The sequence below is a fragment of the Pseudoponticoccus marisrubri genome, assembly GCF_001482405.1.
GTDB classification, from domain to species: domain Bacteria; phylum Pseudomonadota; class Alphaproteobacteria; order Rhodobacterales; family Rhodobacteraceae; genus Pseudoponticoccus; species Pseudoponticoccus marisrubri.
In genome coordinates this window covers 487,071-510,877 of sequence record NZ_LPXO01000001.1, presented here as the reverse complement: position 1 = coordinate 510,877, position 23,807 = coordinate 487,071, and the positions used below count along the sequence as shown (strand labels likewise).

At 70.4% G+C, this 23,807-nt stretch carries 18 protein-coding genes; 6 read left to right on the top strand and 12 right to left on the bottom strand.

Going from position 1 to position 23,807, the window contains the following annotated elements:
- Window positions 1-158 precede the first annotated feature (158 nt).
- Window positions 159-674, bottom strand: a complete 516-nt coding sequence (locus tag AVJ23_RS02495; RefSeq protein ID WP_058860553.1) for a c-type cytochrome — start codon at window positions 672-674, stop codon at window positions 159-161.
- Between the two features lie 119 nt (window positions 675-793).
- On the opposite strand from AVJ23_RS02495, the gene AVJ23_RS02490 reads away from it, so the two are divergent.
- Both AVJ23_RS02490 and AVJ23_RS02485 read left to right on the top strand, forming a co-directional pair.
- Window positions 794-1,627: a prephenate dehydratase gene (locus AVJ23_RS02490; RefSeq protein ID WP_058860552.1), complete on the top strand. Its 834-nt coding sequence runs from the start codon at window positions 794-796 to the stop codon at window positions 1,625-1,627.
- A gap of 206 nt (window positions 1,628-1,833) precedes the next feature.
- Window positions 1,834-2,319 (top strand): hypothetical protein, encoded by a 486-nt coding sequence (locus tag AVJ23_RS02485; RefSeq protein WP_058860551.1) that lies wholly within the window; start codon window positions 1,834-1,836, stop codon window positions 2,317-2,319.
- A gap of 19 nt (window positions 2,320-2,338) precedes the next feature.
- On the opposite strand, the gene AVJ23_RS02480 is transcribed toward AVJ23_RS02485, so the two are convergent.
- The 4 genes from AVJ23_RS02480 to AVJ23_RS02465 are packed head-to-tail and all read right to left on the bottom strand — an operon-like array spanning window position 2,339 to window position 6,460.
- On the bottom strand, window positions 2,339-3,328 hold the full coding sequence (locus tag AVJ23_RS02480; protein WP_058860550.1) for a glycosyltransferase: 990 nt from the start codon (window positions 3,326-3,328) through the stop codon (window positions 2,339-2,341).
- 26 nt (window positions 3,329-3,354) lie between these two features.
- Window positions 3,355-4,341: a glycosyltransferase family 2 protein gene (locus tag AVJ23_RS02475; RefSeq protein WP_058860549.1), complete on the bottom strand. Its 987-nt coding sequence runs from the start codon at window positions 4,339-4,341 to the stop codon at window positions 3,355-3,357.
- A 12-nt stretch (window positions 4,342-4,353) separates the two neighbouring features.
- Window positions 4,354-5,265, bottom strand: coding sequence for a glycosyltransferase family 2 protein (locus AVJ23_RS02470; RefSeq protein WP_058860548.1), 912 nt, complete (start codon window positions 5,263-5,265; stop codon window positions 4,354-4,356).
- A 4-nt stretch (window positions 5,266-5,269) separates the two neighbouring features.
- Entirely contained in the window at window positions 5,270-6,460 is a 1,191-nt protein-coding gene (locus AVJ23_RS02465; protein WP_058860801.1) for an oligosaccharide flippase family protein, read from the bottom strand.
- Between the two features lie 242 nt (window positions 6,461-6,702).
- Here AVJ23_RS02465 and AVJ23_RS02460 point away from each other — a divergent pair, with 242 nt between their 5' ends.
- Complete coding sequence (locus tag AVJ23_RS02460) at window positions 6,703-7,929, top strand: polysaccharide biosynthesis/export family protein (protein WP_058860547.1); 1,227 nt, start codon at window positions 6,703-6,705, stop codon at window positions 7,927-7,929.
- Window positions 7,930-7,953: 24 nt separating this feature from the next.
- Here AVJ23_RS02460 and AVJ23_RS02455 read toward each other — a convergent pair whose 3' ends face one another.
- From AVJ23_RS02455 to AVJ23_RS02445, 3 genes are all read right to left on the bottom strand, one after another.
- Window positions 7,954-10,485 (bottom strand): hybrid sensor histidine kinase/response regulator, encoded by a 2,532-nt coding sequence (locus AVJ23_RS02455; RefSeq protein WP_240484493.1) that lies wholly within the window; start codon window positions 10,483-10,485, stop codon window positions 7,954-7,956.
- A 4-nt stretch (window positions 10,486-10,489) separates the two neighbouring features.
- Complete coding sequence (locus AVJ23_RS02450; RefSeq protein WP_058860546.1) at window positions 10,490-10,993, bottom strand: putative pterin-binding protein; 504 nt, start codon at window positions 10,991-10,993, stop codon at window positions 10,490-10,492.
- 112 nt (window positions 10,994-11,105) lie between these two features.
- The gene (locus AVJ23_RS02445) at window positions 11,106-12,488 is read right to left on the bottom strand and encodes a WecB/TagA/CpsF family glycosyltransferase (RefSeq protein ID WP_058860545.1); all 1,383 of its coding nucleotides are present in this window, start codon (window positions 12,486-12,488) and stop codon (window positions 11,106-11,108) included.
- A gap of 316 nt (window positions 12,489-12,804) precedes the next feature.
- On the opposite strand from AVJ23_RS02445, the gene AVJ23_RS02440 reads away from it, so the two are divergent.
- From AVJ23_RS02440 to AVJ23_RS02430, 3 genes are all read left to right on the top strand, one after another.
- Complete coding sequence (locus tag AVJ23_RS02440; protein ID WP_058860544.1) at window positions 12,805-13,419, top strand: response regulator transcription factor; 615 nt, start codon at window positions 12,805-12,807, stop codon at window positions 13,417-13,419.
- Between the two features lie 114 nt (window positions 13,420-13,533).
- Window positions 13,534-15,033, top strand: coding sequence for a GumC family protein (locus AVJ23_RS02435; RefSeq protein WP_240484491.1), 1,500 nt, complete (start codon window positions 13,534-13,536; stop codon window positions 15,031-15,033).
- A gap of 26 nt (window positions 15,034-15,059) precedes the next feature.
- Entirely contained in the window at window positions 15,060-16,325 is a 1,266-nt protein-coding gene (locus AVJ23_RS02430) for a capsular biosynthesis protein (RefSeq protein ID WP_058860798.1), read from the top strand.
- 36 nt (window positions 16,326-16,361) lie between these two features.
- Here the strand turns inward: AVJ23_RS02430 and AVJ23_RS02425 are convergent, their stop codons facing one another.
- From AVJ23_RS02425 to AVJ23_RS02410, 4 genes are all read right to left on the bottom strand, one after another.
- Window positions 16,362-17,852, bottom strand: a complete 1,491-nt coding sequence (locus tag AVJ23_RS02425) for a phospholipase D-like domain-containing protein (protein WP_058860543.1) — start codon at window positions 17,850-17,852, stop codon at window positions 16,362-16,364.
- Window positions 17,849-19,402, bottom strand: a complete 1,554-nt coding sequence (gene murJ, locus AVJ23_RS02420) for a murein biosynthesis integral membrane protein MurJ (RefSeq protein ID WP_058860542.1) — start codon at window positions 19,400-19,402, stop codon at window positions 17,849-17,851. Before murJ ends, AVJ23_RS02425 begins: the two co-directional genes overlap by 4 nt.
- Before the next feature lie 386 nt (window positions 19,403-19,788).
- Entirely contained in the window at window positions 19,789-22,590 is a 2,802-nt protein-coding gene (locus tag AVJ23_RS02415) for a [protein-PII] uridylyltransferase (protein WP_084794229.1), read from the bottom strand.
- Window positions 22,550-23,743, bottom strand: coding sequence for a penicillin-binding protein activator (locus AVJ23_RS02410; protein WP_058860796.1), 1,194 nt, complete (start codon window positions 23,741-23,743; stop codon window positions 22,550-22,552). Before AVJ23_RS02410 ends, AVJ23_RS02415 begins: the two co-directional genes overlap by 41 nt.
- Window positions 23,744-23,807: the final 64 nt, after the last annotated feature.

The following is a 23,807-nucleotide window of genomic DNA, read 5'->3' as shown; positions in this document are numbered from 1 at the left end:
AGCTAAGTGCTCCGGTTGACCACATTCAAGCGGTGATTGGCGTCAGCCAGGCATGAATTCCCCGTGAAGCGGCAGAGAGCGGCCTATCGGGCGCGCCACATGGCAAAAGGGCCGCCCCCGACGGGGACGACCCTTGAATTCAACAATTTTCGCCGCTGTCAGCTGTCGGTGCCCTGCAGGTAGGCGATCACGTTGGCCCGGTCCACGGCGCTGCTGAGGCCGTTGAAGCTCATCGTGGTGCCCGGCGCGGCGTTGCGCGGGTTCTCCAGGAAGGCGTTCAGGTTCTCGGGTGTCCAGGCGTCGCCGACCTGCTCGAGATTGCCGGAATAGCCGAACCCGTCCACTGCGCCGATGTCGCGGCCCACGACACCGTTCAGATAGGGGCCCACGGCGTTGGAGCCGTCCAGCTTGTGGCAGGCCTTGCACTTGCCGAAGACGCGTTCGCCCTTGCCGGCATCGGCCTCGGCCATCAGCGTGGCGAAGTCGACCTCTTCCACGGGTTCGGGCGGCTCGTCCCCGCCACCGGTCTCGATCACGTAGGCCGCGGCATGGTCGTCGCCGTGGCCGCCGCCGCCGTGATACATGGTTTCCGCGGCCCATTTCCCCAGCAGAAAGACCAGCAGGGATCCACAGACCCCGCCGACCACCTTGGTGAATGTCATCGTGTCAAACATGAGATGCCCTGTTCAGAAAGCTCGGATTGCATGAGGGTCTAGAGCTTCCCTTCGGCACAGGCAAGATATAGAAGCCGCGACCAAACGCCCGCACGGCCGGGCCGAACAGGGGACGAGTGATGGTTGAGCGCATTGCCTTCCAGGGGGAACTGGGCGCCTATTCGCACCAGGCCTGCGTCGAGGCGCGGCCCGAGGCCGAGCCCTTGCCCTGCAAGACCTTCGAGGACGTGATCGCGGCGGTGCGCGAGGGGCGGGCCGATCTGGCCATGCTGCCGGTCGAGAACTCGACCTATGGCCGGGTGGCCGACATCCACCGCCTGCTGCCCGAAAGCGGGCTGCGCATCGTCGACGAGGCCTTCGTGCGGGTGCATATCAGCCTGATGGCGCTGCCCGGGGTCGAGATCGAGGCGCTGGACGTGGTGCGCGCGCACCTGGTGCTGCTGCCGCAGGCCCGCGCCTTCCTGGCGAAATACGGCATCCGCGGCGAGGCGGCGGCCGACAGCGCGGGCGCTGCGGCGGAACTGGCCGAGGCCGGGCAGCGCGACGTGGGCGTGCTGGCCTCGGATCTCGCCGCCGAGATCCACGGGCTGCACATCCTGGCCCGCCATATCGAGGACCACGCCCACAACACCACGCGCTTCCTGCTGATGGCGCCCGAGCCCGACCTGACCCGGCGCGGCACCCATGGCATGATGACCACCTTCGTCTTCCAGGTGCGCAACATCCCCGCGGCGCTCTACAAGGCGATGGGCGGTTTTGCCACCAACGGGGTGAACATGACCAAGCTGGAAAGCTACATGGTCGGCGGTTCCTTCACCGCGACGCAGTTCTACGCCGATATCGAGGGCCATCCCGACGATCCGGGCGTGCAGCGCGCGCTGGAAGAGCTGGACTATTTCACCGACACGCTCGAGGTGCTGGGCGTCTACCCGCGCGATCCCCGGCGCGACTAGCAGGGCATCACCCGCGCCCGGTCGCGGCGGTCCTGTCAAAAGGGGCGCCTGCGGCGCGCTTTGTACCTCGCCTCCGGCCCTTCGGGCCTGCGGCTGCGGGCTGGCGCTGTTTGGCGGGTGTTGCGCGATACCCCTTTGCTGCGCGCAATGGCTTTCGTCGCGGCGCGCTTGGCGCTATGGGGGCGCAGGTCAGAGCGGGGACGCAGATGAGCGACGGGGAAGTGATGCGGATTTCGGCCTCCGGGCCGCGACGGGTGATCGGGGTCGGCGCGCTGGTCGGGCTGGGGGCGCTCTTGCTCTACATGGCGCTCGGCACGCCCGAGATGGCGATGCCTTTCCGCCTGGGCGTCGGCCTGGGCGGCGCGCTGGCGCTCTGGGTGTCGCAGCTGATGTGGGAGGTGACCGGCCACGCGCTGATCCTGACCGAGACCGACCTGCGCGACAGCGACGGCACGGTCATCGCGCGGCTCGACGATATCGCCCGGGTGGATCGCGGGGCCTTCGCGATGAAACCCTCCAACGGGTTCCTGATCGTTCTGAAGACCTCGGGCCCGCGCGCCTGGCGCCCGGGCCTGTGGTGGCGGCTCGGGCGCCGCGTGGCAGTGGGCGGCGTCACCGCCGGCTCGCAGACCCGGCCCATGGCGGATGTCATCAAGGTGAAGATCGCGGAGGCTAGGGGCGAAGCGGGGTAAGTCGCTCGCAACACCTGTCTCAGGCCGCGGCCGCCTGCGCGGCGTCGCAGTGCTGCGTGATGAGGTCGGACCAGGCGCGGGCGAAGCGGGTCTCGGCACCGGTGGCGCGGTCTTCGGGCGCGGGCAGGGTGCGGGCGGCGGCGAGGGCCGCGGTCCAGTCGGCCTGGCTCAGCCCCTTGACCGTGCGCAGCGCGCCGGCGGCGCTGTCCTGCAGCCCGTCCACCTCGGCGGCGACGATGCCGCGCCCGGCGGCGCGGGCCTCGAGCGCGACCAGCCCGTAGGCTTCCCAGCGCGAGGGCATCGCCACCAGGTCCACCGCCGCCATCGCGGCCTCGGGCGAGGGAGCATGGCCCATGAAGCGGATCCGGCGATCCGTGCCGGCCAGCTCCTTCAGCGCGGCCTCTTCGGCGCCGGTGCCGTAGATATGCAGCTCGACATCGCGGTCGGGCAGGGCGCGGAAGGCGGGGATCAGCGCGTCGAATCCTTTCTGCCGGTCCAGCCGCCCGATGGCGCCGATCACGCGCGGCCGCCCGGTGGGCGCGGCCAGTGCGCGGAAGCCCGACAGGTCGACCATGGGCGGGATCACCCGCAGGTTTGAGCGCGTCACCAGCTTGCGGTCGCGCAGCCAGCGCGCCTGGGTGGGGCTGACCGCCACCACCGTGTCGAAGAGCGCATAAGCGCTGCGCAGCAGGGTGAAGAAGCGCGGCCGGAACGGCACGTTCAGCGCGGTGAACCCCTCGGTATAGCTGTGCTCGACATGCACCAGCGGCGTGGTCGCGTGGCGCGCGCGGAACGAGATCAGCGCCGGCAGGAAGCGCCAGCCGATCGTCAGGTGCGAGACGATCATGTCCGCCGACAGCCGGGGTAGGGCGCGGTTGCGCGACACGACCTGCACCACGTGGCGCGCGTCGCGGGCCATCTGCGGGCAGCTCTGGATGTGGTCCAGCACGCGGGTGATGCCGCCGGGCGTGGTGTCGTCGATCAGGTGCAGGATGCGGGGGCGGGTCATGGTCGGGCTCCGGGTCGGATGAGGGGTCAGCCGCGCAGGGCGGATTTCAGCGAGAGGGCAAGGCGCATCGGCGCCGCGCCCAGTCGCGCCGACAGCTCGGCCGCGGCCAGCGTGGTCACGGTGCGCAGCGGCTCTTCGGTCAGCGGCGCGCGGGACAGCGACAGCGCCTGGCGGATATAGGCCTGCGCCGTGGCGGCATCGCCGGCGCTGACCGCGCGGCGTGCGAGGTAGCGCAGCTGGTAGGCGCGGGCGGCAGGTTCGTGCCGGGCGAAGAAGCCCGGGTCGGTCGGGCGCAGCTTGGTCACCATGCGCTCCCACGAGGCGAGCTGCGCATCGGTGCGCGCCGACAGGCCCGAGGTGTTCACGCGATACTCGGTCAGCAGGCCCGGCACGCCCTCGATGCCCCAGTCGGTGGTCAGGCTCAGGCGCAGCCAGCACTCGATATCCTCGGACTGGCGGAAGGTCTCGTCGAAGACCCAGTCGCGGCGGCGTTCGACCGCCGGGCGCCAGGCGATCGCCTTCAGCGCGGCGCGGCGGATCACCGGGGCCGAGCCGTTGCCGACCGGGTTGCGCTTGAAGACATGCGCCGCGGTGACGTCGGTTAGGCGCGGGCTCTGGGCGTGGCCCAGCCGGCGGCCCTCCATGTCGATCAGGGCCGAGCCGGAATAGCTGATCCCGACCAGCGGCGCGGCGGCCAGGTGCGCCACGTGGGTGTCGAGCTTGTCCGGCGCCCAGAGATCGTCGGCATCACAGAAGCCCACCACCGCGCCGGTCGCGGCGGCAATGCCGCTGTTGCGCGCGCCGGCCAGGCCGCGGTTGTACTGCTGGACCAGCCGCACGCGCGGGTCGCGGGTCGCATGCTCGGCGGCGATCCGTGGCGTCGCGTCAGTCGAGCCGTCATCGACCACGACGATCTCGAGATCGCGATAGCTCTGGGCCGAGAGCGAGGCCAGCGTGGCGGGCAGGGTTGCGGCGGCGTTGAAGGCGGGGACGACGATGGAGGCAAAGGGCATGACAGCGGGTCCTTAATGGCAGAAGAGGCTGCGGCGCAGGGCGCGGGGCAGGATCGGCGCGACCAGCGCGCCGCCCGAGACGAGCGCGCCGCGGCGCAGCGGCGAGAGGAAGGCGCGCGGCGCCCGGGCGAGGCCGCGCAGGGCAAGGCGCAGCGCCGTGCCGGGCAGGTCCAGCCGCAGCGCGCGGCGGGCGAGATAGCGCAGGTGCACCGCCTCCGAGCGGGGATCGGGGCGGAAGCCGAAGCGCCGCGCGGTCTCCAGCGCCGTGGCGCGGCCGGCCTGCATCGCGTCCAGGTCAGCCGACAGGCCAAGCGGTGAGAGCCGGTAGAGCACGTGCAGCGAATCGACGCCCTGCAGGATCAGGCCGCGACCCACGAGGCGGATCAGGAATTCGAGGTCCTCGTTATGGACCATGTCGGTGCGGAACCCCTCCAGCGCGTCGAAATCCTGCTTGCGCAGCGACAGGTTGGACAGGGTGCAGACCGGGTTCTCGCCCATCAGCACGGGGATGGTGACCGGGGCGGCGGGCACGGTGGAGTGCGTGCGCACATGGGTCGGGGTGCCGTCGAAGAAGCCGATCCGGCCGAACACCGCGTCGGCGCCCTGCAGCGCGGCGGCGGTGCCGTCCAGCTTGGTCGAGGTCCACAGGTCGTCGGCATCGCAGAAGGCCAGGATCTCGCCCCGCGCCTCGGCCGCGCCAAGGTTGCGCGCGGCGCTGGGGCCCTTGCCGGTGTTGCGCATCACGCGCAGGCGCGGCTCGGGCCGGGCAAGATCGCAGGCCACCTGCCAGGTCGTGTCGGTGGACTGGTCCTCGACCACGATGGCCTCCCAGTCGGTGCAGGTCTGGGCCTGCAGGCTGGCAACGGTCTGGGGCAGGGTCTGCGCGGCGTTGTGTGCGGGCAGGATCACGGAGAAAAGCGGCATGGGATCAGACCTTTGCAAGCGGAAGACAGGCGGTGCGCAGGGCCGGCCAGGACAGCAGCGTCATGGCGAGGCTCGCGGTGGCGAGATAGGCCCAGGCCAGCGCCTCGAGCCCGAAGGGCGCGGCCAGCGCGGTGGCGGCCATCAGCACGGTGGTCAGGGCGGCGGTGCCGGCCAGTTCGCGGCCCGGGCGGTTCTCGGCGCGCAGCCAGCCGGCGGTGGCGGTCCACAGCATGGTGGGGATTGCGGCAAGGCACAGGATGCTGACCACGCCGCTCAGGTCCTGCCATTCGGAGCCCAGCAGCAGCGGCACGTACCAGGGCGCCAGCAGCGACTGCGCGATGACGGCGGGCGCCACGAGGCCCAGCGACACGGTCATGCTCTGGCGCAGCGCGCCGGCACGGTCGGGGCTGGTGCACAGATGCGGGAAGAGCACCGCGGCAAAGGCCGTCGAGAAGGAGGTGGCAAGGCTGAGCCCGGCATTGAAGGCCATGAAATACATCCCCAGCACCTGCGGGCCCAGCAGCGCGCCGATGATCAGCTTGTCGGCCTGCAGCCGCGCGGCCTTGACGATCTCGACACCCAGCACCGGCCAGCCGAAGGCGAGGAAGGGGCGGATCGGCGCCTTGCCGGCAGCGGGATCGGGCTGCCAGGGGTGCAGGCGGCGCATCGAGATCAGCCAGAACGGCGCGGTCAGCAGGCGCGGCAGCACCAGCGCCAGCGCCGAGGGCCAGACCAGCGCCAGCGCGACCGACATCAGGTTGGCCATCACCGCCTGGCCGCCGGCGATCGCGGCGGTGCGGCGCAGCTTGCCGGCGCGCAGCGCCAGCCCGGTCTGCACCAGCCCGCCGGGCATGAACAGGTATTCACCCGCCAGGACCAGCACAAGCGCGGCCAGCGCGGCATTGCCGGTCACCATCCACAGACCGCCGGCCAGCGCCGACTGCACCACGAAGAGCCCGACGCACCAGATCCAGAAGAGCCCGTGCGCTCGGTTGCACATGGCGTCCAGCTGGTCGGCGGGGGCCGCGATCAGGCGCTGGCCGATGCCGTTCTCGGTCAGCGATTTCAGCATGTCCCCGGCGGCCAGCGCCGCGGCGGCCAGCCCGATCTCGACCGGGTCCAGCGTGCGGGCCACGGCCACCACCACGCCGAGCCGCGACAGCTTCGTGGCCAGCTCGGAGGCGCCGTAGGCCATCAGGTGGCCGAAAAGGGTGGATCTGGGCACGGGTGTGTCTCCTTGGATGCTGAAGACAGGTCTACCCGCGCCCGCCCCGCCTGTCGCGCGCGCCGCGGGAGGGTCGGGCGGCGCGGACGGGAAGTGACCTATCCGCACGGATAGGCGGGGTTGCCGCGCGGGAGGGGCGGAACGGGATGACGCGCCGCGGCGCTTTGGTCTATACGGAAGGCAACGACAGAACGTGGCCCGAAGGGACAGACATGCCGATCCCGATCTCCCTGCGTCTCGGCGCCTGCCTCGGCCTCGGGCTGCTGGCCGGCTGCGGCGCCGCGCCCGCACCCGAGAACGTCGCCCCCGTCGCCAGCGGCGGTGGCTACCAGGCGCAGTATCGCGACCCGCCGCGGCAGAGCGACGACGCCGTCTACCTCGTGTCGGCGCGCATGAATGCCGAGCGCTGCCGCCCCGCGGCGGGCGGCCCGGCGGGCAGCGGCAAGGCGGCCGGCGCGGTGCAGGCCGCGCGCGCGCTGCGCGGCGAGCGGCTGTCGCGCAACGACCTGGTGGATGTGCGCGTCGGCGATGACGAGACCTTCAACGGCGATTACGTGATCTCGCGCGACGGGATGCTGAAACTGCCCTTCCTGCCGCCCATCCCCGCGCAGGGCCGCCGGCCCGAGGACGTGGAGGCCGACCTGGCCCGCTTGCTGGTGCGCGAGGAGCTGTATGACACCGCACCGCGCATATCTGTGCGCACGGCCGATTTCGCCAGCGTGAACGTCGCGGTCTCGGGCGCGGTGTTCGAGCCGCACAGCGTCGAGATCGGCGGGCTGTCGGCCGAGAATATCGACCGGGCCCGGCAGGGCGCGCTGGGGGCCTCGACCGAGGCGCGCAACCTCTCGGCCGCGATCCGCGCAGCGGGGGGCGTGCGCCCGGATGCCGATCTTTCCGCGATCGCGCTTTATCGCAACGGCCGCAAACACGTGCTGGACCTGCGCGGCGTCTTCGAGGGGCGCCACGCGGTGGACGTGATGCTGCTGACCGGCGACGAGATCGTCGTGCCCTCGCGCCAGTGTTTCCAGGACGATTTGATGCGGCCCAGCCCGGTCAGCCCGCCGGGCGTGTCGCTGTTCCTGTCGAACCTGACCCAGCCGGCCACCGGCAACGCGCCCTCGGCGGTGGGGCGCGACGTGCGGCAGGTGCCCTATGGCACGCGTTTCATGCAGGCCGTGGTGGACACCAACTGCGTCGGCGGGGCGCGGGCGACCAGCGCGCACCGCTCGGCCGTGCTGTTCACGCGCAACCCGGTCACCGGCGTGTCGATCGTGATCGAGCGCCAGATCGAGGACCAGCTGCGCCGCGCCGATCGCGACGATTTCGACCCGTACCTGCTGCCCGGCGATGCCATCGCCTGCTATGACAGCTCGGTCACCAACGTGGCCGAGGCGGCGCGCGTCGTGGGGGCGGTGGGCGCCGTGGCGCTGATGCGCTGAGCCGCGCCTTGGCGGGCCCGCCCCTCAGCCAAGGCTGGGGGCGGGGGCTTTCTGCCAGGCGCGATGGGCTTGCCGCGTGGCCTCGGCCAGGTCTTCGGGCGTTCCCGTCTCGGCGGCGCGTTCCAGAGCCACCAGCGCGTCGCGCAGCCCCGGCTGGCCGAAGGCGGCGGCGCTGCCGGCAACCTGATGGGCGCGATCGGCGATCTGGTCGTGATCGGCGGGCGCCGTGGCCAGCCAGTCGAACAGGGCCTGGGTCTCCTGCCGGTGCCGCTCGGCCAGCCCGGCCAGCGGATCGGCCGGCGCAGGCTTCGACGCGGCAGGGGCCGGGGCAGGCGCTGACGGCGCGGGCTTGGCCGGGGCCGGGGCGGACGTGCCGAACCGGGCGATCACCTGCTGCAGCTCGGCCTTCTGCAAAGGCTTGCCCAGGAAATCCGACATGCCGGCGGCCAGGAACCGGTCCTTGGCCTCGGGCAGCACATTGGCCGAGAAGGCGATGATCGGCACGTCGCGATTGGGCCCGTCGCCCTCGCGGATGGCACGGGTGGCGCCCAGCCCGTCGAGAACCGGCATGCGGATATCCATCAGGATCAGGTCGAAGCGCCGCTCGGAGGCCGCCTCCACCCCGGCCTGCCCGTCACGCGCGATGGTGACCCGGTGGCCCATGCGCATCAGCACCTCGTGGGCGAGCTGCACGTTGATCTCGTTATCCTCGACCAGCAGGATGTCGCGCACGGCCTGCGCATCCGCGTCCGCCTGGATCGCGGGATCGTCGGCGGGGCCTGTCACGTGCTCGATCGGCAGGCGCAGCCAGAAGACGCTGCCGTCGCCCGGTGCGCTCTCGACGCCGATCTCGCCCTGCATCGCCTGCACGAAGCGCCGCACGATGCCCAGCCCCAGCCCGGTGCCGCCGATACTGTCGGTCTGCACGCTGTCGACGGTCTGGAAATCCTCGAAGACGCGGGCCTGGTCCTCTTCCGAGATGCCGATGCCGGTATCGATGATGCGCAGCTCGATCTCGGGGCCGGCCTCACCCTCGACGCTCTCGGCCTCGATGGTGATCCTGCCACCGCGGGTGAACTTGATCGCGTTGCCCACGAGGTTCAGCAGGACCTGTTGCAGGCGCGAGCTGTCGATGCGGATCCAGCCGACCGGATCGCCCGCCCAGCCCCAGCTAAGCGTGTTGCCCTGTGCCTCGGCGGCGCTGGACTGGCTGTCCACGATGTCCTGGATCAGCCGGCCCAGATGCACCTCGTCCTCGGCCGCGCCATCGGCGCCCGATTCGAACCGCGCCACGTCCAGCACGGAATCCACGTGCCGCATCAGCAGCTTGCCCGAAATGTCCATGTTGCGCACATAGCGGCCCTGCGCGGCGTCGAGCCGCGTGTCCTCGAGCAGCGACAGGTTGCCGAGGATGCCGTTCAGCGGGGTGCGGATCTCATGCGTCATCATCGCCAGGAACTCGGCCTTGGCGTGTTCACCGGCCAGCGCCTCGTCGCGCGCGGCGACAAGCTCGTTCTCGGCCGCGACCCGGTGCGAGATGTCGCGCAGGAAGGCCACGACAAATTCGTCCTCGCCTGAGACGGCCTTCTCGATGGCCAGCTCGACCGGGAAGATGCTGCCGTCGCCGCGCATCCCCTCCAGCCGCACGCGGCCATGGCCCACGACGCGATGCTCGCCGGTCTCGCGCATGCGCTTCATGCCGGTCTCATGCGCCTCGCGCAGATGCGGCGGCACGATCACGTCGCCGATGCTGCGCCCGATCACGTCCTCGCCCAGATGCTGGAAGATGCGTTCGGCGGCAGCGTTGAAGGACACGATCCGCCCCTTGAGATCGGTCACGATCACCGCGTCCAGCGAGGTCTGCATGATCGTGTTCAGCCGCGCATAGGCGGTGGCCAGTTCCTGTCCGCGCTGCTCGGTCTGCTGGCCGACGCGCCGCGCATGCCGCAGCAGAAGGACCAGCGCCAGCACCAGCGCGATGGTGATGAGCGCAAGCCGCAGCAGCGTCACCGCGACCGAATTGCGACTGGCATCGGATTGGCGGGCAAAGAATTGCAGGCCGTTGGTCGACAGAAGCCGCACGTCGAGGCGCATCTCCTCGATCTCGGCCGAGAGCCTGTCCAGCTCGGCGCGCAGATCGGAAGCGGACCCGTCGATCAGCGGGATCAGCGCATCCAGCTGGGCGCGGATCCGCTGCAGCGGCGCCAGGAAATCCGGCTGGTCGCGCAGATCGGCATAGAGCGAGCCCTGCGCCAGCGTCGCCATGCGGCTGTAGAACACGTCGAACTCGACGATCACCTCGGTCAGGTCATCCGTGTCGCCGACGCGCGCGGCATCGACGGCGTGCTGGAACTCGAGGAATTCGACCTCGGCCTGCGACAGCGTCCAGTGCACGTTGTCCGAGTTCGCGGTGCTGAGAAAGCGCAGCTCGCGCACGATCTCGGACACGAGGAACGCGATCGCGACCAGGCTGATCAGCCCGATCGCGGCCATCAGGGCCTTGCCGCCCTGGCCCGTGGCGCGCCAGGTCGCCATCAGGCCACCCTTCCATGCCATGGGATCAGTCCGGGATGTGCAACCGGTCCAGTTGCCAGATGCTGCGGGAATAGATGACCTCGGTGCGGTAGGCGCTCGAGGAGGAATACGGGTAGATCACCCATAGCGGCCCCTTCTCGCGCAGGGGCATGGGGCGGCCGTCCATCTCGTAGGCGATGATGGGGCCGTCCTCGACGGCGTCGGATACGGGGATCGACACCGCGTAGTCGTTGATTGCCTTGGCTTCGATCTCGTCGCCCTCGGCCCCGACATGGGCCAGCAGCAGATCGAGCCGGACACCGGTAAAGACATTCTCGCCCTCGGTCCAGATCGTCTCGGTCGCGATATCCGTCTCGTCGATGGCGCGCAACATCTCGACGTCGAAACGCGCCGCGCCCTCGGCATTGGTGTGGGCGATGTCGCCGGTGATGGTCAGCACGACCCGGCCCTGCGGTTCGGGCAGGGTGTCGGCGGCGGCGGGGGCGGTCAGCGATGCTGCCGAGGCAAGCAGGGCGGTGCGCAGGGCCATGGAAATCTCCTGTACTGGGGTGGAGTATATGTGACACTTGCCGGTGCGTCATGCACCGGGAATTCGGGAGAGCAGGACCTATCCGGACGGATAGGCCGGGCTTGCCGCGGGGTCAGTATGCCCCACGGCCCGAGATCACGGCCCGCGCCGTCAGTGCCAACAGCACCAGGTCGAGCAGCACCCCGCGCGAGCGGACATAGGCCACGTCCATGTCGATCATCTTGTCGAAGCCGATATCGGCGCGGCCCGAGACCTGCCACAGCCCGGTGATGCCGGGCCGTGCGGCCAGCCGCTCGAGCGCGCGGGTCGGGTAGGCGGCCACCTCGGAGGGCAGCGCCGGGCGCGGGCCCACCAGCGACATCTGGCCGAAGAGCACGTTGAGGATCTGCGGCAGCTCGTCGATCGAGCTGCGCCGCAGCAGCCGGCCGATGCGGGTCACCCGCGGGTCGTGGCGCGACTTGAAGCAGACGCCTTCGCGGTCGGACATCGCGCGGATCTCGGCCAGCCGCGCCTCGGCATCCACATGCATGGTGCGGAACTTGAACATGGTGAAGGGACGGCCGTTCTGGCCGACGCGGGTCTGGCGGAAGAAGACCGGCCCGCGGCTGTCGGCGCGGATCAGCCCGGCCAGCACCAGGAAGAGCGGCGCCAGCAGCAGGACAAGGCCGGCCGACAGCGTGATGTCCAGCGCCCGCTTGGCCACCGCGTCGGGGCCGGCCACGCGCAGCGCATTGGCCGCGGCACGCGCGAGGAAGGTGGCATTGCCGACAAGGTAGCGGCCGGCCATGCGGCGCGGCTCCATCGCCAGCCGCCAGGCCCATTCCAGCCGCGCCTTGCGCACCGGCTGCGGCGCGCGGCGCACGCGGCCCGACAGGAAGTCGAACAGCGCGCCCACGCCCAGCACCAGCTGCGGGGCGAGCGCGTCGAGGTTGCGGTCGATCCACAGCTCCTGCTGCGGCACGCCCATGGCGACCAGCAGGATGTCGGCGCCCGAGGCGTTGATCGCGTCGATCGCGGCGGTCTCGTCCTGCGCGCCGTCAAAGCCGTCACGGGTGCCGGCAATGCGCAGGCCGGGGATGGTGACGGCCAGCCGCCGCGCTGCGGCCGCGGCCACGCCCGCCGCGCCGCCGAACAGGAAGACCGACAGGCCGCGCTGCGCCGCGCGCCGCAGCAGCGCCGGGGTGAAATCGGTGCCGTTGAGGTTCTCGGTCAGCCGCGTGCCGGTCATGCGGCCGGCCAGTTCCACGCCGATCCCGTCGGGCAGCACCATGTCGGCGCGGGCCAGCGCGGCGGCATAGGCGGGCTTGCGGGCGCGCAGGTTGGCGCAATGGGCGTTCAGGAAGACCACGCTGCGCGCGCCGCCCTCCAGCAGCGCCTCGACCGTGCGCTCGGTGGTGGCGTCGACGACCGGCAGGCCCAGCACGCGGGCGGTGGGCAGGTCGTGGCCTTGGACGGGGCGGGCATTGGCGAAGTCGGATGCGGGGGGCAGGTTCATTGTCGGATCCTCCGAACGGGAATGGCGTTGTCCCGGTCTGGATGCGCCATCGGCCCCCTTGGGCGCAATTTCGCCAAGGGCTAGCCGGAGGGGGCAGGCGGGGGCCGCGCGCCCCGGCCGCATGGGCCCTTGTGTCCCGCCGGCAGGGCGCCCCTCTCCGGACGGGGGCGCGCATGGCGCGGTCAGGTCACGCCCTATCCGTTCGGACAGGGGCGGCGTGCTGCCAAGTTTACCAAATTGTTTAATCTCGCCTTAACTTTGCCGGGGCGCCGGTCTATTCTGCAGCTTCTGCAATAACCGCCTGTGGATAGGTGCGATGCGAGTGCTGATTGCCGACGACCATGATCTTCTGCGCGACACGCTGGTCGCCTTTCTCGGGGCCGAGGACGGCATCGAGATGGGCAGCGCCGCGAGCTTCGAGGAAGCCTGTGAGCGGATCGAGAGCGATGCGCCCTACAATCTCGTGCTGCTCGACTACAAGATGCCGGGGATGAACGGGCTGGACGGCCTGGAGACCGCGCTCGGGATGAAGGGCGGGCAGCGCGTGGCGCTGATCTCGGGCGAGGCCTCGCGCGAGATCGCCGAGAAGGCGCTCGAGATGGGCGCGGCGGGCTTCGTGCCCAAGACGCTGCCGGCCAAGTCGCTGGTCAATGCCGTGCGCTTCATGGCCATGGGCGAGAAATACGCGCCCATCGATTTCATGACCGCGCCCGACCCCGAAGAGGCGCACCCGCTGGCCAAGACCCTGACCCGGCGCGAGCTGGAAGTGCTGGAAGGCCTCAGCGCGGGCAAGTCCAACAAGGAGATCGCGCGCGATCTCGACCTGACCGAGCCGACGATCAAGCTGCACATGAAGACGCTCTATCGCAAGCTCAAGGTCAACAACCGCACGCAGGCGGCCATCGTGGCGCATGATGCGGGCCTGTTCTGAGCGGGTCCTATCCGGGCGGATAGGTCCGGGGCCATCTGTCCCGGCCGCCGCTCCCGCCGCGCAGAAGCGTTAACGACGCGCAAAGGGTAGGGTGCCGGGCAAAGGAGACCGCCCATGCCCCTGACCCTGCGCCGCCGCTTCCCCCGTCCCGCCGCCGAGCTTTCGGCGAGCGCTGTCGAGTCCTCTGCCATCGCCGCCGATCCGGCACAGGCCGGGCCGCGCCCGCGTCGTCGCGGCCCGGGGCTCAAGCGCATCCTCATGGGCGGGCGGTCGGGCGATGTCAGCCGCCTGCCGCGCTATGTCTGGCTGGGCACGCTGGCGTTGGCGGCGGTCTGGGCGCCGATCACCGGCTATCTCAAGACCGCGCCGCTGAGCTACAGCAGCCACATGTCGCTGATCCTGCCGGGCTCGGGCGCCTCGGCCTCGGTCAACCTCGCCGATATCGGGCAGGCCTCCAGCTATTCCAACTCGGCCTTTGCCAGCAGCGCGGTCAGCCCGACCGAGACCTACAAGCGCCTGCTGTCCGCCGGCCGCGTGCGCGAGGACGCCGCCGATCGGCTCGGCCTGCACCCGCGCGTCTTCGGCGAGCCGCGCGTGCGGCTGGTCGACCAGACCGCCTTCATCCATGTCGAGATGACCGGCCCCTCGGCCGAAGAGGCGCAGGCCCGCAACGCGGCGCTGCTGGAGGCCTTCATGGACGAGATCGACCGGCTGCGCGGTGACGAGGTGGACAGCCGCCAGTCGGGCGGTCTGTCGGCGATCCGCGAATACCAGGCCTCGGTCGCGGCGACCCGTGCCGATATCGCGCGGCTGCAGGCCGAGACCGGGCTGCATTCGGCCGAGCAGTACCAGCGCCAGCTTGACGAGCTGGACGCGCTGGCCGTCCGCATCGAGCGGCTGCAATCCGAGCGCGAGCGCAAGGCCGCCGAGGTGAACCGCCTCGAGGCGCGGCTGGGCACCAACGCGCAGGACGCCGCGGCGATCCTGCGGCTGAACGGTGACAGCGCCTACCTGGCCCTGCTGGAATCGATGGCCGACGCCTCCTCGGCGCTGGCCGAGGCGCGCTCGCAATACGGCGCGCGCCACCCCGAGGTGGTCAAGGCGCAGGCGGGCTATGCCGCGGCGCAGGCCAAGGCCGAGACCTATGTCGCCGCGCTGACCGGCGGGCGCGTGGCGCTGGAGCGCGCGGTCGATGGCGGGCGCGCGGCGCTGCTGACCGAGCTGGTCCGCTTCGAGGCCGAGCGCACCGGGCTGGATGCCGAGCTGGCGCAGCTGCGCGCCCATCACGCCGACGAGGCCGCCCGGCTGGAAGCGCTGGCGCCGCTGGCCGCCCGGCTCGAGGACATGCAGCGCGATTTCAACGTGGCAGAGGCGGTCTTTGCCTCGGCCATCGCGCGCACCCAGTCCAGCAAGACAGACATCTATGCCTCCTACCCGCTGGTGCAGGTGCTCGAGGATCCCTCGCTCGCCGACGAGCCCAGCTCGCCCAAGCGCAAGCTGGCCATCGCCGCGGGCATCGCCGCCTCGATGATGCTGCTGATCGTGCTGGGCCTTGGCTGGATGCGCCGCAGCATGATCGAGAAGGTGCTCTACATGAAGGGGGAGCGGCCGTGATCGCGCCGCAGAACCCCGCCGAGGGCATGGTCTGGAAGGCGATCGTCTGGACCTGGCCCTTCTACGCCTTCGGCGCGCTCTACGTGGTGGGCCCGGTGCTGGCGGGGCTGCTGGCGGGGCTGGCCTTCCTGTCGCTCTATCTCGGCCCGGCGATCCGCGCCGACCTGCGCGCCACCGGCTCGATCCCGCTGCCCGTCTGGGGCTGGATCATCGGCATGCTGGTCATGCTGGTGGCGCTCTGGGGCGGGCACCTGGACTGGGGGCTGGGCCTGAAGAAGACCATCAAGTCCTCGATCGGCTGGGCCAAGGGCTGGGCGCTGCTGGCGCTGTTTCCGCTGGCCGGGGCGGTGCTGCCGATCCGGCGCGAGATCCTGGTGCGCGCGCAGTGCAAGCTGGGGCTCTGGACGCTCTGCATCGCCCCGGTGCTGCTGGCCGCGCCCTATCTGGGCCTGCCGGAACGCATCTGGACCTCGCCGCTCAAGGCGGTGGGCGGTCCGGGGCCGGAATATTTCTCGGTCTACCTGTTCACCTTCGACCCGGCCTCGTGGACGCCGCGCTGGCAGTTCTTTGCCCCCTGGTCGCCCTTTGCCGCGCTGCTGGGCGTTGTCATGGTGCTCTTCGCGCTGGAAGAGCGCGACCGGCGCTGGATGGCGGCGGGGATCGCGGCGGGGGTGCTGATGATCCTTGCCTCCAAGTCGCGCATGGGGCTGGTCGGGTTGGTGGCCTGCACGATCGGGCCGCGGCTGATGCCGCTGGTCTTGCGCAGCTGGGCCTGGGTCGCGCTGGCCGGGGTGACCGCGTCCATGGCGGTGGTGGGGCCTTGGCTGCTGCGCCAGGCCGAGGCCGGCATCGCCGCCTTCAAGGGCGCGCGCGCCGACAGCACGCGGGTGCGCGCCACGTTGCAGCGTATCGCGCATGAGCGCTGGCAGGAAGAGGCGGTCTGGTTCGGCCATGGCACGGTGCAGCCGGGCCCGCACCTTGTGGAATACATGCCGATCGGCAGCCACCACACCTGGTTCGGGCTGCTCTTCGTCAAGGGGCTGGTGGGCTTCTTCGCCTTCCTCGTGCCGCTGGTCTGGCAGACGGTGCTGGCGCTCTACGACGCGGCGCGCGGCCCGCGCGGACGGCTGCCGCTAGGCATCTGCATGGTGCTGGTGCTGCTGTCCTTTGGCGAGAATATCGAGATCGAGGCCTACCTGCTCTGGCCCGCGCTGGTCGTGCTGGGACTGCACGCACGCGAGCTGGCCGATGAAAGCCGGGCCGACAGCGCAGCGGTGGCGACCCCGGCGTGAGCACGGGGTCGTCGGCTCGACGCCCTTGTCGCGGTCTCAGAACATGTCGTCGGGCAGGAGCCTTACCCGGCGCGAGAAGCGCCGCGCATCCGACAGCGGGAAGGGCAGCAGGAAGGCCTCGCGCGCCTCGGGCGGGCGGCGGGCCTCGGCGGCGGCGACCTCGGTCCAGAGCGCGGCCTCGCGCGGGTCGCGCCCCTCGGGCGCCGCGCCGCGCAGCCATTTCTGCGACAGCCGTTCGAACAGGTCGCGCGCGAAGGTTTCGTCGAAGGACAGGACCGAGGCCTCGGTGTCCCAGCGCATCGACCGGCCGTTCAGGTTGGCCGAGCCCACCACAGCCGCGGCATCGTCCACGATGGTGACCTTGGAATGCAGGTAGACCGGGTCGGCCTCGACCAGCGTCGGCCCGTCCGGCGTGGCGCGGCGCGGCGAGGCCGGGGTGACCAGCGCAAACCGTTCGCCGAAGGCGCGGCGCAGCTTGTCGATCTGGTCGACCTGCAACTGGTGGGCATGGCGTGCGTCCCAGCTGTCGTCATTGTCGAACAGGATGCGCTCGGGCGCGGCGGGCAGCACCACGATCAGGTTCAGCTTGGGCGCGCGGTCGGCGGCGCGCACCAGCGCATCGGCCAGCGGGGCGTGGCGCAGGAACTGCGTTTCCAGATAGATGTAGCGCTCTGCCCGGTCGAAGAGCCGCAGCGTGGCGGCCTCGTGATCGGTGATGCGTGGCCGCGGCGCCAGTCGCGCGGGACCGGTGCAGGGGGCGGCCCGGGTGCGCAGCAGGCGCAGGTCGCTGCGGCCCTGCGGACGCGGCTCGGCAGCGAAGCGCTCGGCCCGGTCGGCCAGCGAGGCGGCGCCGCAGGCGATGGCATCGTTCCAGCAATCGGCGAAATGGCCGCGCAGCGCGCCCGCGAAATCCGCATCCTCGACCCGGGCCGAGACGTCATGCCAGGTCTCTTCCGAGGGGCGGTCATGCTCGGGCGTGTCGAAGCGCCGCTCGTTCACGTCCAGCCCGCCGATCACGCAGTCGCGCCCGTCGGCCACGGCGAATTTCTGGTGCAGCGTCACCGGGCGCAGGATCGGCCCGGTCTTCAGCACCTTGCGCTGCACCGGGGTCAGCCGGGTCGGATCGGTCGCGCGCAGCTGCGCCATGGCCTGGTTCAGCTGGATGCGCATGGCCACGCGCCAGAAGGCGCCGGCCTGCTGGCCATGCGGGGCCACCATGACCTGCGCGTCGCCCTGAACCACATCGGCAAAGCCCGAGGCGCAGGCCCAGGCGTTGCGGTGCAACTCCGGCGCGAAGAGCGGGTCGAAATCGGCCACCAGCAGGCGCAGGCGCACGCCGCGCGCCGTGACCAGCCCGATCAGGTCGCCCCATGTCTCGAGCCCGCGCTCCAGCAATTCGGGCGCGCGCAGCCGCGTGCCCGGGTCGATGATGCGGAAGGACATCAGCAGCTCGTCCTGCGCGCCGGCGACCAGCCGTTCCAGCGCCGGAAAGCCCTCGGCCCCCGTGATGAGCGGTGTCAGCGTCATGTGTCCCTCGGCCCCCGTCGGAATGCGCCGCGCAGTTCGGTCATCGAGAAGGCGCCGATCCCCTGGCCGGCGATCCCGTAGGCGATGATGCCGATGCCGATCAGAAGCGCAAGCGCGGCGTAGCGCCAGTAATCGGCCATGAGCCAGGGCATCAGCAGGCTCTGCGCGCCCCAGAGCACCGCGCCCATCGCCGCCGAGGCGGCGCAGATGCGCCAGATCCGGGCGCGGAACCGGTCGTCGAACCGGGCGACCTCGCCCATGCCGCGGGCGCCGCGCGCCAGCTGCCAGACCATGGACCAGCCGGCGGCGGTGGTGGCGATGGCGGGTGCGATCCAGCCGATCAGCGGCGCCAGCCCGATGGCCAGCGCGGCATTCACGGCCATCGCCCAGAGCGCGTAGCGGAAGGGGGTGCGCGTGTCCTCGCGCGCGAAGTAGAGCGGCTGCAGCACCTTCTGCAGCACGAAGGCGGGCAGGCCCAGCCCGTAGATCGCCACCGCAAGCGCAATGGCGGCGCTGTCCGAGGCCCCGGTGGCGCCCCGCTCGAACAGGACCGAGACCATGGGCAGCGGGATGACCACCAGCGCCACGGCCGAGGGGATGGTCAGCGCAAGGCTCAGCTCGCCCGCGCGGGAAAAGGCGGCGCGGCCGCCCGCGTGATCCTCGGCCTTCAGCCGCCGCGACAGGTCGGGCAGCAGCACGATGCCCACCGCGATGCCGACCACGCCCAGCGGCAGCTGGTAGAGCCGGTCGGCCGCGTAGAGCCAGCCTACCGCCTTGTCGAAATGCGAGGCGACCTGCTGGCCGACCAGCAGGTTGATCTGCATGACCCCGCCGGCCAGCGCGGCCGGCACCGCGATGCGCACCAGCCGGGCCATGTCAGGCGTCCAGCGCGGCCGTCCGGGGCGCACGCGGATGCCCGCGCGCCCGGCCGCGACCCAGACCAGCGCCAGCTGCGCCGCCCCGGCCAGCGGCACGGTCCAGACCAGCCACAGGATGATCTCGCCCCCGACAACGGACCCCAGCGCCATGCCGGCCAGAACGAAGATGTTGAGCAGCACCGGCGCGGCGGCGGCGGCGGCGAAATGGCCCGTGGCGTTCAGCGCGCCCGAGAACAGCGCGGCCAGCGAGATCAGCAGGATGTAGGGAAAGACGATGCGGCCATAGCCCACGGTCAGGTCGAAGCGCGCATCGCCCGCGAACCCGCCGGCGCTGGCCCAGACCAGTGCGGGCATGAAGACCAGCGCGAGCCCGGTCAGGATCAGCAGCACGAAGGCCAGCCCCGACAGCGCGTCGCGGGCAAAGCCCAGCGGATCCTCTGCGCCCTCGTATTTCTTCGAGAACATCGGCACGAAGGCGGCGTTGAACGCGCCCTCGGCAAAGAAACGGCGGAACATGTTGGGCAGGCGGAAGGCGGCGACGAACGCGTCGAGCACCGGGCCGGGCCCGATCAGTGCGAGGATCACCACTTCGCGCGCGACGCCGAGCACGCGGCTCATGAGCGTCCAGAACCCGACGGTCATCACGCCCGAGATCAGCTTGATCGGTTTCATCCTGCCCTGTCCCGTCTTTTGATCCGGGCTTATCCCAAGCGCGCGGCCGGGGGAAGCCCGCAGCCCGGCGCGGGGCGTGGACAGGCCCGATGGCAAGGCAAGGGCGCTGGCAGTTGGGGTCATGCGAGATCGGCGAGCATGCGGGCGGGGGCCTTTCGGGCAGGTCTGACGGGGCAGGGCGGCACCGGGCGTGCCGTCACCTGCCAGTTCAACCGGCCGGGGCCACGGGGGTTCCAAGACGATCGCCATGACGCCGGGGCCGGGGGCCAATCCGCTTCGAAGCGGATTGCAGGAAGCGGTTTGGAAACCGCTTCAGGAACGCGTTTGCAAACGCGTTCCCGGAAGGCCCTTCGAAGGGCCTTCCCGCCGGCCCGTGGCAAGCGCGCCTAGCTGTTGGCCCGTTCGGTGCCCGCGGTGATCGCGGCGCGCAGCTTGCGTTCGATCATGTCGCGCTTGACCTTGGAATGCAGCTTCAGCCCGAACATGTCCTTGACGTAGAACGTGTCGACCACCTGCTCGCCATAGGTCGCGATCACGGCCGAGGCGATGTAGATGTTCTGGTCGGCCAGCGTCCGCGTCAGGTCGTAGAGCAGGCCGGGCCGGTCGCGGGTGTCCACCTCGATGATGGTGAAGATCTCGGAGCCGTCATTGTCGAAGGTGATCGAGGTCGGCACCCGGAACGCTTTCTCGCGCTTCTTCAGCTTGTCCTTCGGCCGGATCGCCTCGCGGGCCACGACTTCGCCCATCAGCGTCTTGCGGATCATGTCGCGCAGCCGCGGGATGCGAGTGTCCTCGTAGGGGTGCCCGTCGGGGTCCTGGATCCAGAAGGCGGCAGTGGCGTAGCCGTCCTTGGTGGTGAAGGTGCGCGCGTCGACCACGTTGGCCCCCGCCAGCGCCAGCGCCCCGGCCAGCCGCGAGAAGATGCCGGGATGATCCTGCAGCGCAAAGCAGACGCGGGTGGCGTCGCGATCCTCGTCGGGATGGATGTCGATGCGGATCTCGTCATCGTCGATGCCGCGCAGCAGGTTGGCAAAGACCACGTGGGCGGTGACATGCAGCCCCTGCCAATAGGGCGGGTAATGGCGCTGCGTCTCGCGGCGCAAATCCTTGCCCTCCCAGTCCGACAGCGCGGCGCGCAGCGCCTTTCGCGCCTCGGTGCCGCGGTTCTCGCGGTTGAGCGCCTCCATGCCCTGTTCCAGCCCGCGCCTTGTCTGGCGGTAGAGCGCGCGGATCAGCGCCGCCTTCCAGTTGTTCCACACGCCGGGGCCCACGCCGCGGATGTCGCAGACCGTCAGCACGCAGAGCAGGTCCAGCCGCTCGCGCGTCTGTACCGCCTTGGCGAAGTCGCGCACCGTGCGCGGATCGGCAATGTCGCGTTTCTGGGCCATGTCCGACATCAGCAGGTGGTAGCGCACCAGCCATTCGACGGTCTGGCATTCGGACTTGTTCAGCCCCAGCCGCGGCGCCACCTTGCGGGCGATCTTGGCGCCCAGCACGGAATGGTCCTCGTCGCGGCCCTTGCCGATGTCATGCAGCAGCAACGCCACGTAGAGCACTCGGCGGTTCACCCCCTCCTTGAGGATGGTCGAGGCGACCGGCAGTTCCTCGGTCAGCTGTCCGTTCTCGATCTCGGAGAGATGCCACAGGCACTGGATCGTGTGTTCGTCTACCGTGTAGTGGTGATACATGTTGAACTGCATCATCGCCACGATGGGGGCGAATTCCGGGATGAAGGCGGACAGCACGCCCAGCTCGTTCATCCGGCGCAGCGCGCGGTCGGGATTGCCGTGTTTCAGCAGCAGGTCCAGGAAGATCCGCTGCGCCTCGGGATCGCGGCGCATGGCATCGTCGATCAGGTGCAGGTTGGCGGTGACCAGCCGCATGGCGTCGGGATGGATCAGCAGCCCGGTGCGCAGCGCTTCCTCGTAGAGACGCAGCAGGTTCAGCTTGTCCGACAGGAAGGCCTCGTCATCGGCGATGGCCAGCCGGTTGTTCACCACCGAGTAGCCGGATTTCACCTTGGGCTGGCGCTGGAAGATGCGCGCCAGCAGCGGGGCGCTCTTGGTATGGTCGGCCTCGAGCGAGGTCAGCAGGATGCGCGTCAGGTCGCCCACCGAGGTGGCGTGGCGGAAATAGTCCTGCATGAACCATTCCACCGCGCGCCGACCGCCACGGTCATTGTAGCCCATGCGCGCGGCCACCTCGACCTGCATGTCGAAGGTCAGCTGCTCGACCGCACGGCCCGAGACGAGGTGGATATGGCAGCGCACCGCCCAGAGAAAGCGCTCGGCCTGCACGAAGGTCTCGTATTCCTCCGGGCTGAAGATGCCCTGGCGCACCAGCTCGGACACGTCGTCGGTATGGTGTACGTATTTGATGATCCAGAACAGCGATTGCAGGTCGCGCAGCCCGCCCTTGCCCTCCTTGATGTTGGGCTCGACCATGTAACGCTGGCCCTGCTTGTCGTGGCGTCGGTCGCGCTCCTCCAGCTTGGCCTCGACGAAGGCGCGCTCGGAACCCTTGAAGAGCTGCGACCACAGCGTCTCGTCCAGCTCCTGCGCCAGCAGCTCGTCGCCGATGATGAAGCGGTTCTCCAGCATGGCGGTGCGGATGGTGAAATCCTCGCCGCCCAGCCGGATGCAATCCTTCACCGTGCGCGAGGAATGCCCCACCTTCAGCTTCAGGTCCCACAGGATGTAGAGCATCGATTCGATGACGCTCTCGGCCCAGGGCGTGATCTTGTAGGGGGTCAGGAACAGCAGGTCGACATCGGAATAGGGCGCCATCTCGCCCCGCCCGTAGCCCCCGACCGAGAGCACCGAGAGGCGCTCGGATTCGGTCGGGTTGGGCAGCGGGTGCAGGTGCTGCGTGGCGATCTCGTAGGCCAGCGAGACGATGCAGTCGGTCAGCCAGCTGTAGGAGCGCGTGGTGCGCCGCGCGCCGAAGGGCTCGGCCGTGAAGGCCTCGGAGATGACCGCGAAGCCCGCCTTGCGGGCCTCGGAGAGCAGGCGCACCGCCTCGCGGCGCAGCTCTGCCTCGGCCATCTCGGGCGCGATCGCCGCGAAGAGCGTGGCCCGCAGGGCCGAGACGTCGCAGATGTCCGAGGCGGGCGCGATCAGGTCGTCGGGGACCGTGTTGGGCGCCGGCCTAGAGGCCGGGGCCGGAGAGACGGCTGGGGGCAGGGTCAAGGATCACCATCTGATTGTTCGTCACCGAGGCGATGGCGAGCGCCCGTTCGTTCGTGCCATCACTCATCAGGCGGAATACACCGCCCGTGCCGGTAAAGCTAGCCGAGGTGAGCGCGCGGCCCGTCAGCGCATCCGCGCGGCCCCGCCCGGCCAGCAGCGCGATCGCGGCGATCCCGTCATAGCCGAGGCTCGCCAGCGGGTGCGGCGCATCGCCGAAGGTCGACCGGTAGCGCCCGGCAAAGGCGTCCTGGCGGGCCTTGTCGGGCAGCGCGAACCAGGCGCCCTGCGCGCCGGGCAGGTCGAACAGGTCGGGGCGCACGTCCCAGCGGGTCAGGCCGATGAACTGCACCTGGCCCGGCGCGACACCGTTCTGCGGCAGCAGGTTCAGCAGCATGGGCATGGCCGCGTTGGTGGCGTCGGTGGTGATGAAGACGCTGTCGGCCGCGCCGGTCTGGATCGCGGCGGCGGCGGCGCGGGCGGTAGCGGTCACGCCCTCGACCGACAGGTCATAGCCCTCGGCCGAGGTGATCTGGATATTGTTGGCCGCGGCGGCCTGTTCGATGGCGGTCTTGCCGAACTGGCCGGGCACGTCGCGCGAATGCACGATGACCACGTTGCGCTTGCCCTGCTGGCGGGCATAGCGCATCAGCCGGTCGGCGGTGTTGTTGAAGGTCGGGCCCAGCACGAAGACATTGCCGCCCGCGATCGAGGGGTTGTTCGAGAAGCTGAGCACGTTCACGCCCTCATCCGCAACGGCCAGCCCGACCGCGTTGGCATTCTCGCCAAACAGTGGGCCGAGGATGATCTTGGCGCCCTCATCCACCGCCTGCTGGGCACGCGCCGCGGCGGTCGAGGCGACGCCGGCCGTGTCGTAGACCCGCAGGTCGATCCGTGCCGAGGACTGCTCCGAGATGGCTAGCCGCACGGCGTTTTCCAGCGATTGCGCCACCGGGGCGGCACCCTGGTCGGATTGCGGCACCAGCAGCGCCACCTGCACCGGCTGGGCCGGGTCGATCTGGGGACCGCCCCGGCCGGCCTGGCCGCCGCCCAGCCCGGGCAGCGCGACCGGGTCGCAGGCGGCGGTGAGTGCCATGGCGCCGATCAGCGCAGCGGGGCGCAAGACCTTGCGGACAGAGGACAAAACGGCAAACATGGACATCGGACTCCCTCGTTTCCTGCGCGGGTGAGCGACCGCGCGCTTTGCCGGGAGCATAAAG

Coding starts and splice junctions, on each gene's coding strand:
- AVJ23_RS02495 (WP_058860553.1), bottom strand. CDS start 674: ATGTTTGACACGATGACATTCACCAAGGTGGTCGGCGGGGTCTGTGGA.
- AVJ23_RS02490 (WP_058860552.1), top strand. CDS start 794: ATGGTTGAGCGCATTGCCTTCCAGGGGGAACTGGGCGCCTATTCGCAC.
- AVJ23_RS02485 (WP_058860551.1), top strand. CDS start 1,834: ATGAGCGACGGGGAAGTGATGCGGATTTCGGCCTCCGGGCCGCGACGG.
- AVJ23_RS02480 (WP_058860550.1), bottom strand. CDS start 3,328: ATGACCCGCCCCCGCATCCTGCACCTGATCGACGACACCACGCCCGGC.
- AVJ23_RS02475 (WP_058860549.1), bottom strand. CDS start 4,341: ATGCCCTTTGCCTCCATCGTCGTCCCCGCCTTCAACGCCGCCGCAACC.
- AVJ23_RS02470 (WP_058860548.1), bottom strand. CDS start 5,265: ATGCCGCTTTTCTCCGTGATCCTGCCCGCACACAACGCCGCGCAGACC.
- AVJ23_RS02465 (WP_058860801.1), bottom strand. CDS start 6,460: ATGGCCTACGGCGCCTCCGAGCTGGCCACGAAGCTGTCGCGGCTCGGC.
- AVJ23_RS02460 (WP_058860547.1), top strand. CDS start 6,703: ATGCCGATCCCGATCTCCCTGCGTCTCGGCGCCTGCCTCGGCCTCGGG.
- AVJ23_RS02455 (WP_240484493.1), bottom strand. CDS start 10,485: ATGGCATGGAAGGGTGGCCTGATGGCGACCTGGCGCGCCACGGGCCAG.
- AVJ23_RS02450 (WP_058860546.1), bottom strand. CDS start 10,993: ATGGCCCTGCGCACCGCCCTGCTTGCCTCGGCAGCATCGCTGACCGCC.
- AVJ23_RS02445 (WP_058860545.1), bottom strand. CDS start 12,488: ATGAACCTGCCCCCCGCATCCGACTTCGCCAATGCCCGCCCCGTCCAA.
- AVJ23_RS02440 (WP_058860544.1), top strand. CDS start 12,805: ATGCGAGTGCTGATTGCCGACGACCATGATCTTCTGCGCGACACGCTG.
- AVJ23_RS02435 (WP_240484491.1), top strand. CDS start 13,534: ATGCCCCTGACCCTGCGCCGCCGCTTCCCCCGTCCCGCCGCCGAGCTT.
- AVJ23_RS02430 (WP_058860798.1), top strand. CDS start 15,060: ATGGTCTGGAAGGCGATCGTCTGGACCTGGCCCTTCTACGCCTTCGGC.
- AVJ23_RS02425 (WP_058860543.1), bottom strand. CDS start 17,852: ATGACGCTGACACCGCTCATCACGGGGGCCGAGGGCTTTCCGGCGCTG.
- murJ (WP_058860542.1), bottom strand. CDS start 19,402: ATGAAACCGATCAAGCTGATCTCGGGCGTGATGACCGTCGGGTTCTGG.
- AVJ23_RS02410 (WP_058860796.1), bottom strand. CDS start 23,743: ATGTTTGCCGTTTTGTCCTCTGTCCGCAAGGTCTTGCGCCCCGCTGCG.